Source organism: Pseudoduganella violaceinigra DSM 15887, from assembly GCF_000425385.1.
In the GTDB taxonomy this organism is placed as follows: domain Bacteria; phylum Pseudomonadota; class Gammaproteobacteria; order Burkholderiales; family Burkholderiaceae_D; genus Rugamonas; species Rugamonas violaceinigra.
Genome location: NZ_KE384358.1, coordinates 1 through 15491, shown reverse-complemented (window position 1 = coordinate 15491; position 15491 = coordinate 1). Strand labels below are relative to the sequence as shown.

Genomic DNA, 15491 nt, shown 5'->3' with positions numbered 1-15491 from the left:
GGCAGCCCGCGCCCGAGGGGGCGCCGCCAATCTCCCGCAAGCCCCGAATGCACTTCACCCTGTACTCCCGCTCGTATTGCCACCTGTGCGAAGACATGCTGGCGGCCCTGAACGCCCTGCAAACCCCACACCAGCCATTCACGGTCGATGTGATCGACGTCGACGCGGATGCGGCCCTGGTGGCGCGCTTCGACGAACTAGTGCCGGTGCTGTTTGCCGACCTGGACGGGCCGGAGCTGTGTCATTACTTCCTGGATGAGGCGAAAGTACGGGCGGTGTTGTCGAAATAATTGCTGAAATGGCACCATTTCGCATTCCTCCCTCTAGAAATCCGGCTTTCCCCTCTGAAATCCGGTAAAATGCCGGGGGTTACCCTTGCATTGATTTCCATAAAAAGGCGCACAAGCGCCTTTTTGTTATAGCTCGTTTCGATTTTTTAATGAAGAACATTCGCAATTTTTCCATCATCGCCCACATCGACCACGGCAAGTCCACGCTGGCGGACCGCATCATCCAGCTGTGCGGCGGCCTGTCCGACCGCGAGATGGAAGCGCAGGTCCTCGACTCCATGGACCTGGAGCGTGAACGCGGCATCACGATCAAGGCCCAGACCGCAGCCCTGAAGTACAAGGCGCGCGACGGCGAGATCTACAACCTGAACCTGATCGACACCCCGGGCCACGTCGACTTCTCCTATGAAGTGAGCCGCTCGCTGTCGGCCTGCGAAGGCGCGCTGCTGGTGGTCGACGCGTCGCAGGGCGTGGAAGCGCAGACCGTGGCCAACTGCTATACCGCGCTCGACCTGGGCGTGGAAGTGGTGCCGGTGCTGAACAAGATCGACTTGCCGAACGCCGACCCGCCCACCGCCATCGCCGAAATCGAAGACGTGATCGGCATCGAGGCGGGCGACGCCGTGCACTGCTCGGCCAAGACCGGCCTGGGCGTGGAAGACGTGCTGGAATCGATCATCGCCAAGGTGCCGCCGCCGCAGGGCGACCCGGAAGCGCCGCTGCAAGCGCTGATCATCGACTCCTGGTACGACTCCTATGTGGGCGTGGTGATGCTGGTGCGCGTCGTGAACGGCACCCTGCGTCCGAAAGAAAAGATCCGCCTGATGGCGACCGACTCGGTGCAGCTGGTGGAGGATATCGGTATCTTCGCACCGCGCTCCGTATCGCTGCCGGCGCTGAGCGCAGGCCAGGTCGGCTTTGTCATCGCCGGCATCAAGGAATTGAAAGCCGCCCGCGTGGGCGACACCATCACGGCCCTTGCCAAGCCTGCCAGCGCGCCGCTGCCCGGCTTCAAGGAAGTGCAGCCGCAAGTGTTCGCCGGCCTGTTCCCGGTCGAAGCCAACCAGTACGACGCGCTGCGCGACTCGCTGGAAAAGCTGAAGCTGAACGACGCCGCCCTGATGTACGAGCCGGAAGTGTCGCAAGCGCTGGGCTTCGGCTTCCGCTGCGGCTTCCTCGGCCTGCTGCACATGGAAATCGTGCAGGAGCGCCTGGAACGCGAATTCGACATGGACCTGATCACGACGGCGCCGACCGTGGTGTATGAGGTGGAAATGCGCGACGGCAGCATTGTCAATGTGGACAATCCGTCCCGCATGCCCGAGCCGACGCACATCAACGATGTGCGCGAGCCGATCGTCACCGTCAACCTGTACATGCCGCAAGAGTATGTCGGCTCCGTGATCACCCTGTGTATCGGCAAACGCGGTATTCAGATGGACATGGCCTACCACGGCCGCCAGGTCAAGCTGATCTACGAAATGCCGATGGCCGAAATCGTGCTGGACTTCTTCGACAAGCTGAAGTCGACCTCGCGCGGCTACGCCTCGATGGACTACGAGTTCAAGGAATACCGTTCGGCCGACGTGGTCAAGGTCGACATGCTGATCAACAGCGAGAAGGTCGACGCGCTGGCCATCATCGTGCACCGCGCCAATGCGCCGTACCGCGGCCGCGCCGTGGCGGCCAAGATGCGCGAGCTGATCCCACGCCAGATGTTCGACGTGGCGATCCAGGCCGCGATCGGCTCCAACATCATCTCGCGCGAAAACGTGAAGGCGATGCGCAAGAACGTGCTGGCCAAGTGCTACGGCGGCGACATCAGCCGTAAGAAGAAGCTGCTGGAGAAGCAGAAAGCAGGTAAGCGACGCATGAAACAAGTGGGCTCCGTGGAGATCCCGCAAGAGGCATTCCTGGCAATCCTTCAAGTGGACGAGAAATGACACTGCAATCCATTCTGGGCAATTTCGCATTAATCCTGTTCGTCCTGATGGTGGTGACGGGCATCATCTGGGTTCTGGACCTGGTGGTGTTCGCCAAGCAGCGCCGCGCGGCAGCCAACAAGGCGCTGGCCGAATATGACGAACGCATGGCGCGCTCGGCCGCCAACGGCATCCGCATGGACGAGCAGGGCAATGCCCGTTCCAAGCTGGAAGCGGACATCCTGCGCCAGCCGACCTGGATCGAGTATTCGGGCAGCTTCTTTCCGGTGATTGCGCTGGTGTTCTTCTTGCGCTCCTTCCTGTGGGAGCCGTTCAAGATCCCGTCGGCCTCCATGGTGCCGACCCTGCTGGTTGGCGACCTGATCCTGGTGAACAAATACACCTACGGCATCCGCCTGCCCATCATCAATAAGAAGGTGGTGCAGCTGAACGACCCGCAGCGCGGCGACGTGATGGTGTTCAAATATCCGGAAGACGTGAGCCAGGACTACATCAAGCGGGTCATTGGTGTGCCGGGTGATAAAATTGTGTATCAAAACAAGCGCTTAACAGTCAATGGGCAACAGATCGGCTACACCGCCATGCCCGACTACCTGGACGAAGAAAAACTGCTTACTTACCGGAAACAGTTCATGGAGCAGCTGGGGAATGTCCAGCACCGTGTGCTGAATGACGAGATGGCGCCGGCGGCCCCCCAGGGTGTGCATAATTTCCCTGGCCGTGAAGCCTGCACGTACAACTACGAAGGTTTCTCGTGTGTAGTGCCTGAAGGAAATTACTTTATGATGGGCGACAATCGGGATAATAGTTCCGACAGCCGTATCTGGGGATTCGTGCCGGACAAGAACATCGTGGGCAAGGCCTTCTTCGTCTGGATGAACCTGGGTAATTTCAATTTCGATCGTCTTGGCGGCATCCGCTAAGTAGACAAAGGAAAACAAGTTATGCGTATGCAGCGTGAACGTGGTATCAGCCTGGTAGGCCTGATTTTTGTGATTGCCATCCTGGGCTTTATCGGCCTGCTGGGCGCCCAGGTCCTGCCGACCTTCATCGAATACCGCGCCATTGCCGGCGCGATCGACCGCGCCAAGAAAGATGGCGGCGACTCCGTGAAGACGATCCAGGAGTCTTTCGACAAGAGCGCCGAAGTGGGCTACATCACCGCGATTACCAGCCGCGACCTGATGATTGAACGCCAGGACGGACAGCTGGAAGTGAGCTTTGCTTACGAGAAGAAAATCCCGCTGGTTGGTCCTGCCAGCCTGCTGATGGAGTATCAAGGTTCAACGGCCAAATCCGGCGCGAAGAAAAAGGTTGCAGAATAAGTGATGAATTTACAGTTATTGCAAACCCGATTGGGCTACACGTTCCAGGATGCTGGATTGCTCCAGCAGGCCCTGACACACCGTAGCCATAGCAGTTTGCATAACGAACGGCTGGAATTTCTCGGCGACTCCATCCTTAATTGCGTGGTCGCCTCCATCCTGTACGAACGTTTCAATTCCCTCGACGAGGGCGATCTGTCGCGCGTGCGCGCCAACCTGGTCAAGCAGCAATCGCTGTTCGAAATCGCGCAGAAGCTGGAACTGTCGCAGTTCCTGCGCCTGGGCGAGGGCGAACTGAAGTCGGGCGGTTTCCGCCGCCCGTCCATCCTGGCCGATACCCTGGAAGCACTGCTGGGCGCCATCTACCTGGATGGCGGTTTCGACCAGGCCGCGGCGGTGATCCGCGCTTTCTACATCCCGATCCTGGACACCGTCGATCCGCAAACCCTGGGCAAGGACGCCAAGACCTTGCTGCAGGAATTCCTGCAGGCGAAGAAGATTTCGCTGCCGCTGTACAACGTCGTCGCCACCCATGGCGCGGCGCACAGCCAGGAATTCGAGATCGAGTGCCTGGTGCCGAAACTGGGCATCCAGGTGTTCGGGCGTGGCGGCAGCCGCCGCGCCGGCGAGCAGGCCGCGGCCAAGCTGGCCCTGGAAGTGGCCGAGGAGGCGCTGAAGAAGGCACCGTCCACCGGCCGCAAGCCACGCCAGCGTTCGCCCCAGCTCAAGCTGGCCGGCATTGCCACGGTCCAGAGCGAAACGGCGGCTGACAAGAAGCTCGCCAAACAATAACCGAATTGAGTTTGCACCATGACTAGCGCACCCACTCCCGCCGGCTTCCGCTGCGGCTACATTGCCATTGTCGGCCGGCCGAATGTCGGCAAGTCGACCCTGATGAATACGCTGATCGGCGCCAAGGTCAGCATCACCTCACGCAAGGCGCAGACCACGCGCCACCGCATCACCGGCATCCAGACCGTCGCCGACGCCCAGTTCATCTACGTCGACACGCCGGGCTTCCAGACCCGCCACTCGAACGCGCTGAACAAGACGCTCAACAAGACCGTCACCAACACCCTGGAATCGTCGGACCTGATCCTGTTCATCGTGGAAGCGGGCACCTTTGGCCAGGCCGACCAGCAAGTGATGGACCTGCTGCCGAAGAATGTGCCGGTGATCCTGGTGATCAACAAGTCGGACCGCGTCAAGGACAAGGCGGTGCTGATGCCGTTCGCCCAGCAGGTCGCCGAAAAGTTCAAGTTCACCGCCATCGTCCCGGTCAGCGCCAAGCTGCGCTTCCAGCTCGACGGCCTGCAGAACGAAATCAAGAAGTACCTGCCGGAAAACGAGCCGGTTTTCGGCGAAGACGATATCACCGACCGCAGCGAGAAATTCCTGGCGTCGGAAATCGTGCGCGAAAAGCTGTTCCGCTTCGTGGGCGACGAGCTGCCCTACACCAGCACGGTGCTAATCGAAAAATTCGAGCAGGAAGGCAATCTGCGGCGCATCTTCGCCGCCATCCTGGTCGAGCGCGATGGCCACAAATCCATGATCATCGGTAACAAAGGTGCGCGCCTGAAGGAAGTCAGCACCCAGGCCCGCCAGGACATGGAGAAACTGTTCGGCGGCCCGGTCTACCTCGAGATCTGGGTGAAAGTGAAATCCGGCTGGGCCGACAACGAAGCCGGCCTGCGCGCATACGGCTACGAATAATGCCTGTTTCTACAGCCGAGCCCGTGGCAACCTTGGGGTCAGACCCGGTGCTTGCCACGGGCTCGGCCATTTCGGCGGCGCCGGCGCAAAAGCGCCGGGCGCCAAGCCAGCAGCGCACCGTCGGCACCCGCGTGACGGGGCAGCCAGCCTTTGTACTGCATTCCTATCCCTACAAGGAAACTTCGCTCATCGTCGAGCTGTTCACGCGCGATTTCGGGCGCGTGGCGCTGATCGCCAAGGGCGCCAAGCGCCCCCATTCGCAGCTGCGCGGCGTGCTGCAAACCTTCCAGCCCCTGAGCACCGGCTGGACCGGCAAGAACGAGCTGCGTACATTGACCGATGCCGACTGGGTCGGCGGCATGCTGCCGCTGGAAAAGACGGCGCTGCTGTGCGGCTTCTACCTGAACGAACTGCTGGTCAAGCTGACCGCGCGCGACGATGCGCATGCCGCGCTGTTCGATCATTACGTCTCCACCCTCAACCAGCTGGCCCACAACGAACCGGCGCCGATCGTGCTGCGCAAATTCGAAATGGCGCTGTTGAAGCAGACCGGCGTGGCGGCCGACCTGGTGCGCTGCACCGTCACGCGCACAAAAGTCCAGCCCGAGGTACAGTATGTGGTGGACCCGGAACGCGGCCCGCGCCCCGGGCGCGATGACGACAGCGCGCCGCGCGTGGCCGGCAAGACCCTGCTGGACATGGAGCGCGAAGATTATTCCGACCCGGCCACGCAATTGCAAAGCAAGCAGCTGATGCGCTATTTGCTGTCCTGGCACCTTGGCGGCGCGCCATTGAACACGCGCCAGATACTGATCGATTTGCTGCAACTTTAAGAAGAAAATATGAGCTTCCTGCATCCCTCCGGCACCATCATCGACCTCGGCGTGAACATCGACCACGTCGCCACGCTGCGCAATGCGCGCGGCACCGTGTATCCCGATCCGATCCGCGCCGCGCTGCTGGCCGAGCAGGCCGGCGCCGACTGCATCACCCTGCACCTGCGCGAAGACCGCCGCCATATCAAGGATGCCGACGTGATCGCGCTGGCGCCGCAGCTGCTGACCCGCATGAATCTGGAAGCCGCCGTGACCCAGGAAATGATCGATTTCGCCTGTCGCATCAAACCGGCCGACGTCTGCCTGGTGCCGGAAAAACGCACCGAGATCACCACCGAAGGCGGCCTGGATGTGGTGCGCTTCCACAAGGAAGTTGAAGCGGCCGTGAAGCAGCTGCAAGGGGAGGGCATCCGCGTCTCCCTGTTCATCGACGCCGATGAAGCGCAGATCAAGGCCGCCGCCGCCGTCGGCGCCCCGGTCATCGAACTGCACACCGGCGCCTACGCCGATGCCGAGGGCGAGGCCCAGGCGCGCGAGCTGGCGCGCATCAAGGATGGGGTGCGCTGGGGCGTGCAGAACGGCCTGAAGGTCAACGCCGGCCACGGCCTGCATTACACCAATGTGCAGGCGATCGCCGCCATTCCCGATATCGCGGAACTGAATATCGGCCACGCCATCGTCGCCCACTCGATCTTCGCCGGCTGGGAAAACGCCGTGCGCGAGATGAAGGCCATCATGGTGTCGACCCGCCTGGGCGCGCAATGATCTACGGGATCGGGACCGACGTCAGCAAAGTACCGCGCATCGCCGCCGCGCTCGAACGCAGCGGCGAGCGCTTTGCGCGCAAAATCCTCGGTCCCGAAGAATTCGCGGTCTACCGGGAGCGCTGCGCCCGCAGTCCCGTGCGCGGCGTACGCTATGCCGCCACCCGCTTCGCCGCCAAGGAGGCATTCTCCAAGGCGCTTGGCCTGGGGCTGCGCCCTCCGATGAGCTGGCACACGGCGCAGCTGCTCAATGATGATTTGGGCAAGCCGTATATGGCTTGCAGCGGCGCGCTCGGCGAATTCATGTTGCAGAATGGGCTGGTCGCCCATATCTCCGTGAGCGACGAAGAGGATTACGCGGTCGCCTATGCGATCGTCGAACGAACGAATGACTGAAGAGACCCCAGACCCGCGCGAACAGGTGCTTGCCACCGTTGCCAAGCTGCCCAACCTGCCGGGCGTGTACCGCTACTTCGACGCCGACGACAAGGTGCTCTACGTGGGCAAGGCGCGCGACCTGAAGAAGCGCGTCTCGAGCTATTTCCAGAAGAATCTGTCGAGCCCGCGCATTGCCCTGATGGTCGAGCGCATCGCGCGCCTGGAGACCTCGGTCACGCGCAGCGAGGCCGAGGCGCTGATCCTGGAAAACAACCTGATCAAAGCCCTGCAGCCGCGCTACAACATCCTGTTCCGCGACGATAAAAGCTATCCCTACCTGAAGATTACTGGCGACGAGGTGCCGCGCATGGTGTACTACCGCGGCGCGGTCGACCGCAAGCACCAGTATTTCGGCCCGTTCCCTTCGTCCTGGGCGGTGCGCGAGTCGATGCAGATCCTGCAAAAGGTCTTCATGCTGCGCACCTGCGAGGACAGCGTGTACATGAACCGCACGCGTCCCTGCCTGCTGCATCAGATCGGCCGCTGCAGCGGCCCTTGCGTAGACCTGATTGCGCCGGAAGATTACCGCAATGACGTCAACAACGCGGCGCGCTTCCTGCGCGGACGGCAGAGCGAGGTGATGGAGGAGCTGGAGCAGAAGATGCTGGCCTACGCCACCGAGCTCAAATTCGAGCAGGCGGCGGCGGTGCGCAACCAGATCCAGTCGCTGTCCAAAGTGCTGCACCAGCAATCGATGGAGACCACCGGCGACCAGGACGTCGACATCCTGGCCGTGGTGGTGCAGGGCGGCCGCGCCTGCGTCAACCTGGCGATGGTGCGCGGCGGCCGCCACCTGGGTGACCGCGCCTACTTCCCGACCCATGTGATGGATGCCGAAGTCGTGGCCGAGCGCCCGATCGAGCAGGAAGTGCTGGCCGCCTTCTTGGTGCAGCATTATCCGGAGAAGTCGATTCCGGGCACGCTGATCCTGAACATTGAATTCGATCAGCCGGAGCTGATCGTGGCGCTACAGGAGCAGTGCGGGCACCGCATCCACCTGGTGTTCCAGCCGCAGGGCCAGCGCCGCCAATGGCAGGAGCTGGCACAGAAGGGCGCCGAAATCTCGCTGGCGCGGCTGCTGTCCGAGCAGGGTTCGCAGCAGGCCCGCACCCGCGCGCTGGCCGAAGTGCTGGGACTGGAAAACGAAGACCTCGATACGCTGCGGGTGGAATGCTTCGACATTTCGCACACGGCCGGCGAGGCGACCCAGGCCTCCTGCGTGGTGTTCCATCACCACCAGATGCAGAACGGCGAATACCGCCGCTACAACATCAACGACATCACGCCGGGCGACGACTACGCCGCCATGCGCCAGGTGCTGACGCGCCGCTACGAGAAAGTGGCGGGCGGCGACGGCGTGATGCCGGACGTGGTGCTGATCGACGGCGGCAAGGGCCAGGTCGAAATGGCGCGCCAGGTATTTGTCGAACTGGGTCTGGATATCGGCCTGATCGTCGGCGTGGCCAAAGGCGAGGGCCGGCGCGTCGGTCTGGAGACGCTGGTGTTCGTCGATGGCCGCGAGCCGCAGGAGCTGGGCAAGGAGTCCGCGGCCCTGATGCTGGTGGCCATGATTCGCGACGAAGCGCACCGCTTCGCCATCACCGGCATGCGTGCCAAGCGCGCCAAGGCCCGCCAGACGTCGCGCCTGGAAGAGATTGAAGGCATTGGCGCCAAGCGGCGCCAGAAGCTGTTGTCGCGCTTCGGCGGCCTGAAAGGCGTCATGAATGCGAGCATCGAAGACCTGAAGTCGGTGGAGGGTATTTCCGACACCCTGGCAGAGGAAATCTACCGGCAGTTGCACTAGGGTGGCTTTGCATGCGCCGCCGTTATACACTAGCGGCGCGTCATTACAATTCCTATATACCGCATATGCCTTTCAATTTCCCGATCCTGCTGACCTGGTTGCGCGTCGCGCTGATTCCCCTGGTCGTAGGTGTGTTCTATCTCCCTGAAACCTGGCTCACCGTCCACGAACACAATCTCGCCGCGACCCTGATCTTCATCGTCGCCGCGGTGACGGACTGGTTCGACGGTTTCCTCGCCCGCCGCTGGAACCAGACCTCGGCTTTCGGCGCCTTCCTCGACCCGGTCGCCGACAAGCTGATGGTGGCCGCAGCCCTGCTGGTGATCGTGAACCTGAGGCTCGACCCCTGGCACCCGATCCTGGCCTTGATCATCATTGGCCGTGAAATCACGATTTCCGCCCTGCGCGAATGGATGGCGCAGATCGGCGCCTCGAAATCGGTGGCGGTGCATTCGATCGGCAAGATCAAGACGGCCGCCCAGATGACGGCCATCCCGCTGCTGCTGTATCAGGACGTGCTGTTCGGCGCCATCGATACCCGGGTGCTTGGGCACATGCTGCTGTGGCTGGCAAGCGTGCTGACCGTGTGGTCCATGTTCTATTACCTGAAGAAGGCGTGGCCCATGATCAAGGAGCGCTCGGGCACGTTATCGTAAATAACAATGTTGCCCCTTGACAGTGCCGGTAGATCATCTATAATGCTGGCCTGCTGTTGATGACAACGCAGCGATGCGAAGCGGGAGTAGCTCAGTTGGTAGAGCGCAACCTTGCCAAGGTTGAGGTCGAGAGTTCGAGACTCTTCTCCCGCTCCAAAAAGTCATCAGCAACTCAGCGGTAATAATCGCTGGAAATATGAGAATGTTTCTGCGATAATGCGGTTCCTCTGAAATGCGGGAGTAGCTCAGTTGGTAGAGCGCAACCTTGCCAAGGTTGAGGTCGAGAGTTCGAGACTCTTCTCCCGCTCCAGGTATTTCAAACCCAGGCGCTAGCTCAGTTGGTAGAGCGCAACCTTGCCAAGGTTGAGGTCGAGAGTTCGAGACTCTTTTCCCGCTCCAGAATTCCAAGAGACACGCGACCTGCCGCGGCTCTGAAACCCCTTCGGCGGGGTAGCAAAATGGTTATGCAGCGGCCTGCAAAGCCGTGTACGCCGGTTCGATTCCGGCCCTCGCCTCCAAAAAAATCAAGCACTTAGCTTGCGAAAAGCCGGGAACTTCCCGGCTTTTTTACGTTCAAATACCCTCATACCACCTCGTTGCTACCCCATTCGGGTAGCACCGCTACCCTGAAACGGCCTCGTTTGGCCGTTTATGCGAGTTGAAGCGGGTTGGCCGTTGACGCGAGTTATTTGTCACCTTGCTACCCGACTCTTGGAGAAGCTAATGGCAATGGTGAGAAAACGGGGCAATAAGTACGAGCTGCGCATCAAGCACAAGCTCTTGCCCAATGGGATTTACACAACGACATTCGCATCCGAAAACGAGGCCCATGCCTACGGAAGCCACCTAGAAATTTCTAGTCGACCCACATGCCTATCGGCCTTTAGTGACTAGAGTGCTTGTCAGCGCAAAAATTCCAAAACAATTCCACGCCCCCACTACTGAAGTTGAGCTTGTCTGTTTACGGATCCGATAGCCAAAAAAAAGCCCTTGATTTACAAGGGCTTTTTGAATCCTGGCGGAGAGAGGGGGATTCGAACCCCCGATAGGCTATGAACCTACAGGAGGCGGGACTGCAGGAGAGATAATCCCCCGGAAAATTGTCGGACCGTTGAGTTACCCCGACATCACTTGATATCGATCAAGCCTTATTAGGCCAAACCGAATAGACTAAATCGCGGAGGCCATCATGCACCACAATCACGAAGCCCACCGCTCCTCCCAATGAATTCCTAGCAACGCCAAACGACAACGAATATTTGTGCAGAGAGCTTCGATGATTTATTTGTAATTAATTGTCAGATGGACTACTATGCTAAAAAATAATTAAGAGCATGGAATCAGGATGTCTGGGCAGAAGAAGTTTGCCGGCCGCTGGCGGCTTTTCGCATTGTGGTTGTGTTTTGCAGCATTAAACTTGGGCGCCATCGGAGGAGCGCAGGCTGGCAAGCCCGGGACGGTTCGCCCCGCCATTGCGACACCGCCCGACCCCGAGGACCAGACGCCGGATGCTGCGCCGTTCAACATCTGGGTGCCGACAACATTGTTCGTTGGGCAAACTTTCACCCCTAAAATCAGCTTCCGCAATATGGGTAATCCAGTCTGGACTGGCTACTCCTATCACGTCGGCTCACTGTACGATTATTGGGGCCAACCCAGGCTGGACTTCGGCGGCACCATCCGATTCAATGATGTGCTTGCGCTGCAGCCAACCCTGGTTGCTCCAACAACGCCGGGGACTTATCCGTTTGCTTGGCAAATGATGTACGATGGGGGCGGTTTTTTCGGCTCAACGACCCAAGTCTATATGATCAATGTGGTTGTGCCGAAAAACGATGCTGCTCTAGGCGCGGTGAGTGCACCGCCGTTGCTCATGCGGCCCGGCGAGGCACGTCTGGTATCGGTCACCCTGACAAATACCGGCAACACTACCTGGTCCGCCGCTGATGGTTACCAACTGGGATTTGTCGGCGATGCGATGACCTGGGGTGGCCACCGCGTGCCATTACCTTCAAGCGTCGCCCCGAATGGCGCTGCAACATTTAGCTTTTACATCACGGCGCCCGCAATGAGCGGCATCTATACAGCCCAATGGGGCATGCTGCGTGAATCAGTCGAATGGTTTGGGCAGCAGACCGGCGTTTACAGTATCAAGGTCCAACCGCCGCAGCCACCACAGATCTCGGTCAGCCGGACGCCGTCCACCATGCAGGCTAACCAATCCTTTACGCTGAACTGGAGCACCTCGAACGCTACCAGCCTTTCGCGCGTATGTACCGCCAATGGGACAGGTTTCACCTCCAACGACAGCATGGCGCTGAGCGGTGCTTCCTCTGGCACCGCCAGCGCCGCATGGGTCGGCTATCCATCCACCTGCATCTGGAGCGCGTCCGGGCCCGGCGGCACGAGCACGGCGACTGAAATGATGGCCACCGCCGGCTACGGAGCGGAGTTTGTGATCCAGAGCGTCCCCAGCACCATGATCGCAGGGCAGACCTACCAGGTCTCGGTGACCATGAAGAACACCGGTGCATTGGCCTGGTCCGCCGCGAACAATGCGCAGCTGGGCACCACCGGCCCCGCCAACAACATTACGTGGGGTCTCAATCGCGTCCCCTTGTCCGGCGTCGTATTGCCAGGCCAGAACGCCCAGTTTGTGGCGATCGTCAAGGCGCCGGTAGCCGCCGGCGCCTATAACCTGCAATGGCAAATGACCGAGCCGGTATCCGGAGCCTTTGGCAACCCAAGCGCTAATGTTCGGGTCGATGTGCTTGCCGCGGCGGCAGGAGCACCGACGCTCAATGTATCGCATGCGCCAACAACCCTGACTTCGGGCGAAAACTACACCGTCACGTGGAGCTCCACCAATGCCACCCGCGTCACCATGCAGTGCAGCGATGCGAATTATTCCGTTGTGTTGCGCAATGCAGGCCAGTTCTCCGCCATAGCCAAGCCTGAATGGGCCGGAGCTCCCGCCGTCTGCACCTGGACCGCGGCCGGCCCGGCGGGCAGCGTCACCCTGCAGGACACCATGACCACACAGGCCGCGCCGGCCTACTGCAACTAATCGTCATGAAAAGGATAACCATGCGACTCACCATGGCTACTCGCGCCGTCGCAGCTGCGGCAGCAGGCGCCATCTTAGCCAGCGTGTTCCCATCTGCGCTGGCCTCGACCAGCATCTATGCCGAATCCGGCAAGTTAATTCGCTCCCAAACCGGCATGACGACGCTCGGTCCGGATCTCTTTGGCGACAAAGTCAGCATGTACACCGGCGGACTGGAGTTCACGCAGACCGACGTCAGCCTGCCGAGCAACAACGCGCTCCAGGTGAGCATGGGGCGGCGGCTGGAAACCGGGGCGGAGATACAAGCTGCCAAGGCATTTGGCAATTGGGACTACGACATCCCCCACCTGCACGGCACATTCTCCAGCGCGTCAAAATGGACCAAGCCGTCGACGCCGACTGGATCGCGCTGTTCGGGCTTTGGGGTGCCGCCGACCGTGACCGGCAGCTGGGGTTCCCGGAGCACATGGAACGGCACGGAATACTGGCACGGCAGCTTCCTGTATGTACCCGGGGCAGGGGACCAGGAAATCCTTCAGCGTAACGGCGCTTTCACTGGTACCGCCGACCCGCTGATTACAACTGGCATGTGGACCCTGCGATGCGGCGTGACGCTGCAGTCGCCCGGCGCGACCAACGAATCCGGCGAAGGATTCATGGCGATCAGCCCTGATGGCACACAATACCGTTTCGACTGGATGGCCGTTCGTGGCATGACGCCGCTGGAAAAGGCGAGCAGTGCGCCGGAGTCGTTTGCGATGGTGTTGCCGGTCGACGGCAAGGCGCCGGCGCCCCAGCCAATGATTGCCGACGGCAATGTGCTGGATAGGGTGGAAGTATGGATCATGCCGACCCAGGTGACCGACAAATTCGGCAACACGGTGAATTACGTCTACGATCCGGTCAACCGCTGGCAACTCAACACCATTACCGCTAGCGATGGCCGCAAACTCACCATCAACTGGAGCGGCGGCAAGATCAGCACCGTGAGCGATGGCAGCCGGACCTGGACTTACAACTACTCAGGCAACACCCTAGGCAGCGTCGTGCAGCAAGATGGCAGTGCGTGGCAAGTTGGCGAAATGGCCAACCTGCAGCAAACCATCTCCTACATCAACGATGGTGGGTGCACTGCGCCGCCGATGTACCAGCCGTCTGCGTTCACCGCCAGCATGACCCACCCCTCCGGTGCGACAGGCACCTTCACGCTGGCGCCGGTAACCCATGGCCGCTCTTTTGTATATCGCCAGTGCGACGACGAGCGGACGCAAAGTCCGCATCTGCACTATCCGATGTACTTCGACACCCTTGCGCTGCAGACCAAGACCATCAGCGGCGCGGGCCTTTCGCCGCTCACATGGCGAAATTTCTACGGCCCACCCAACGCCAGCTTTGACGAACCGTCTGCTCAGCTTTGCCTGGACAGCAAGGTCGTCAACGTCCAGGACCCGGAAGGCAATGTGACGCGCTACACCTTCGGCAACCGCTTCCGTGTGAACGAAGGCAAGCTGCTGAAGACCGAAAGCGGCCTGCACGACCTGGCCGCCACCAGCGGCGGCTATCCCTTGCGCACGGTCTACATGAGCTATCGTGGCCCTAAGGCTCCCGCCAACTATGTCCAGCCGCTCGGTTACAGCTACCAGTCGCGCGGCAACGGCGAGCTGGCGTCCCACCTCACGCCACTGGACGAAAAGGTCACCGTCCAGCAGGACGTCAACTTTGTCTGGCGAGTTGATCCTGCACTGGGCGACTTCGACGCCTGGGGCCGGCCATTGGCCATCACACGCTCCAGCAGCCTTGGCTACAGCCGCAGTGAATTGCACACCTATCACGACAACACCAGTAAATGGGTGATTGGCCAGACTGCGACAGTCACCGAAGTGTCGACGAGCACGCAGATGGCGAACTACGGCTATCACCCAGTCCACGCCAGCCTGACTGGCCGCCAAGCCTTCGGCTTGCAGTTGGAATCGCTGGACTACTACGGCGACGGCACGCTGTGGCATCGCAAAGACGGCAATTACAGCACCACCACCTACAGCAACTACAAGCTGGGCATTGCGCAAAACGTGGCCTACCCGGAAGGCAGCAGCGAAAGCGCTGTGGTGAATAACAATGGCCTGATCGCTTCCACGACCGACCCAGCCGGCTTCCAGAGCAGCTACGACTACGACGCCATGGGCCGCCTCAAGCTGACCAACCATCCTGCTGGCGACACGCTTGCCTGGGCGCCCACCACGCAAACCTTCAGCCAGTCGGGCAGCGCCTACGGCTTGAATGGCACGCATTGGATGCGGGTGACGCAAACCGGCAACCAAACCGAAGAAGTGCACTTCGACGGGCTGCTGCGCCCTGCGCTCACGCGTATCTACGACGCCGCCGACCCTGGCAACACCAGCCGATACACGGTGCGCCGTTTTGACTCCGGCGGCCAACAAGTGCTTGAGTCCTACCCGCAGCGCACGGTGAGCAGTGTCGACGCCACGGTGCCCGGCGTCAGCACCGAGCACGACGCCCTGGGCCGCGTAGCCCGCACGGTCGCAGACAGCGAACTGGGTCCGCTGGTCACCACCCACAGCTACGACAGCGGCTACATCCGCAGCACGCGCAACCCTCGCCAGTATGAAACGCGCAGCGAATTCTTCGCGCTGGACG

13 protein-coding genes and 4 tRNA genes are annotated in these 15491 nt (G+C 60.8%); all 17 read left to right on the top strand.

Features of this window, described 5'->3' with window-relative positions; genetic code table 11:
• Positions 1 to 47: 47 nt before the first annotated feature.
• The gene (locus H597_RS0122445; protein ID WP_028104086.1) at positions 48 to 290 is read left to right on the top strand and encodes a glutaredoxin family protein; all 243 of its coding nucleotides are present in this window, start codon (positions 48 to 50) and stop codon (positions 288 to 290) included.
• A gap of 149 nt (positions 291 to 439) precedes the next feature.
• The gene (gene lepA / locus H597_RS0122440; RefSeq protein ID WP_028104085.1) at positions 440 to 2233 is read left to right on the top strand and encodes a translation elongation factor 4; all 1794 of its coding nucleotides are present in this window, start codon (positions 440 to 442) and stop codon (positions 2231 to 2233) included.
• Positions 2230 to 3156 carry a signal peptidase I gene (gene lepB / locus H597_RS0122435; protein WP_028104084.1) on the top strand — a complete coding sequence of 309 codons (927 nt, stop codon included), beginning with the start codon at positions 2230 to 2232 and terminating at the stop codon, positions 3154 to 3156. Before lepA ends, lepB begins: the two co-directional genes overlap by 4 nt.
• A 21-nt stretch (positions 3157 to 3177) precedes the next feature.
• Positions 3178 to 3558 carry a DUF4845 domain-containing protein gene (locus H597_RS0122430; protein ID WP_229632229.1) on the top strand — a complete coding sequence of 127 codons (381 nt, stop codon included), beginning with the start codon at positions 3178 to 3180 and terminating at the stop codon, positions 3556 to 3558.
• A gap of 3 nt (positions 3559 to 3561) precedes the next feature.
• Positions 3562 to 4350: a ribonuclease III gene (gene rnc / locus H597_RS32100; RefSeq protein WP_035375023.1), complete on the top strand. Its 789-nt coding sequence runs from the start codon at positions 3562 to 3564 to the stop codon at positions 4348 to 4350.
• An 18-nt stretch (positions 4351 to 4368) separates the two neighbouring features.
• Positions 4369 to 5271: a GTPase Era gene (era, locus tag H597_RS0122420; RefSeq protein ID WP_028104082.1), complete on the top strand. Its 903-nt coding sequence runs from the start codon at positions 4369 to 4371 to the stop codon at positions 5269 to 5271.
• Positions 5271 to 6104 carry a DNA repair protein RecO gene (gene recO / locus H597_RS0122415; protein ID WP_051294034.1) on the top strand — a complete coding sequence of 278 codons (834 nt, stop codon included), beginning with the start codon at positions 5271 to 5273 and terminating at the stop codon, positions 6102 to 6104. The genes era and recO overlap by 1 nt, the downstream gene beginning before the upstream one ends.
• A 9-nt stretch (positions 6105 to 6113) precedes the next feature.
• Positions 6114 to 6872: a pyridoxine 5'-phosphate synthase gene (gene pdxJ / locus H597_RS0122410; protein WP_028104080.1), complete on the top strand. Its 759-nt coding sequence runs from the start codon at positions 6114 to 6116 to the stop codon at positions 6870 to 6872.
• Positions 6869 to 7267: a holo-ACP synthase gene (acpS, locus tag H597_RS0122405; protein WP_028104079.1), complete on the top strand. Its 399-nt coding sequence runs from the start codon at positions 6869 to 6871 to the stop codon at positions 7265 to 7267. The genes pdxJ and acpS overlap by 4 nt, the downstream gene beginning before the upstream one ends.
• Positions 7260 to 9113, top strand: coding sequence for an excinuclease ABC subunit UvrC (uvrC, locus tag H597_RS0122400; RefSeq protein WP_028104078.1), 1854 nt, complete (start codon positions 7260 to 7262; stop codon positions 9111 to 9113). Before acpS ends, uvrC begins: the two co-directional genes overlap by 8 nt.
• 65 nt (positions 9114 to 9178) lie before the next feature.
• Complete coding sequence (pgsA, locus tag H597_RS0122395; RefSeq protein ID WP_028104077.1) at positions 9179 to 9769, top strand: CDP-diacylglycerol--glycerol-3-phosphate 3-phosphatidyltransferase; 591 nt, start codon at positions 9179 to 9181, stop codon at positions 9767 to 9769.
• 80 nt (positions 9770 to 9849) lie between these two features.
• Positions 9850 to 9925: transfer RNA gene (locus H597_RS0122390), tRNA-Gly, on the top strand.
• A 78-nt stretch (positions 9926 to 10003) separates the two neighbouring features.
• Positions 10004 to 10079: transfer RNA gene (locus tag H597_RS0122385), tRNA-Gly, on the top strand.
• A 16-nt stretch (positions 10080 to 10095) separates the two neighbouring features.
• A tRNA-Gly gene (locus H597_RS0122380) sits at positions 10096 to 10168 on the top strand.
• 45 nt (positions 10169 to 10213) lie between these two features.
• A tRNA-Cys gene (locus H597_RS0122375) sits at positions 10214 to 10287 on the top strand.
• 827 nt (positions 10288 to 11114) lie between these two features.
• Positions 11115 to 12836 carry an NBR1-Ig-like domain-containing protein gene (locus tag H597_RS34335; RefSeq protein WP_083941245.1) on the top strand — a complete coding sequence of 574 codons (1722 nt, stop codon included), beginning with the start codon at positions 11115 to 11117 and terminating at the stop codon, positions 12834 to 12836.
• Positions 12837 to 12868: 32 nt separating this feature from the next.
• A partial coding sequence (locus tag H597_RS0122365) for an RHS repeat domain-containing protein (protein WP_028104075.1) occupies positions 12869 to 15491 on the top strand: 2623 nt, incomplete at its 3' end.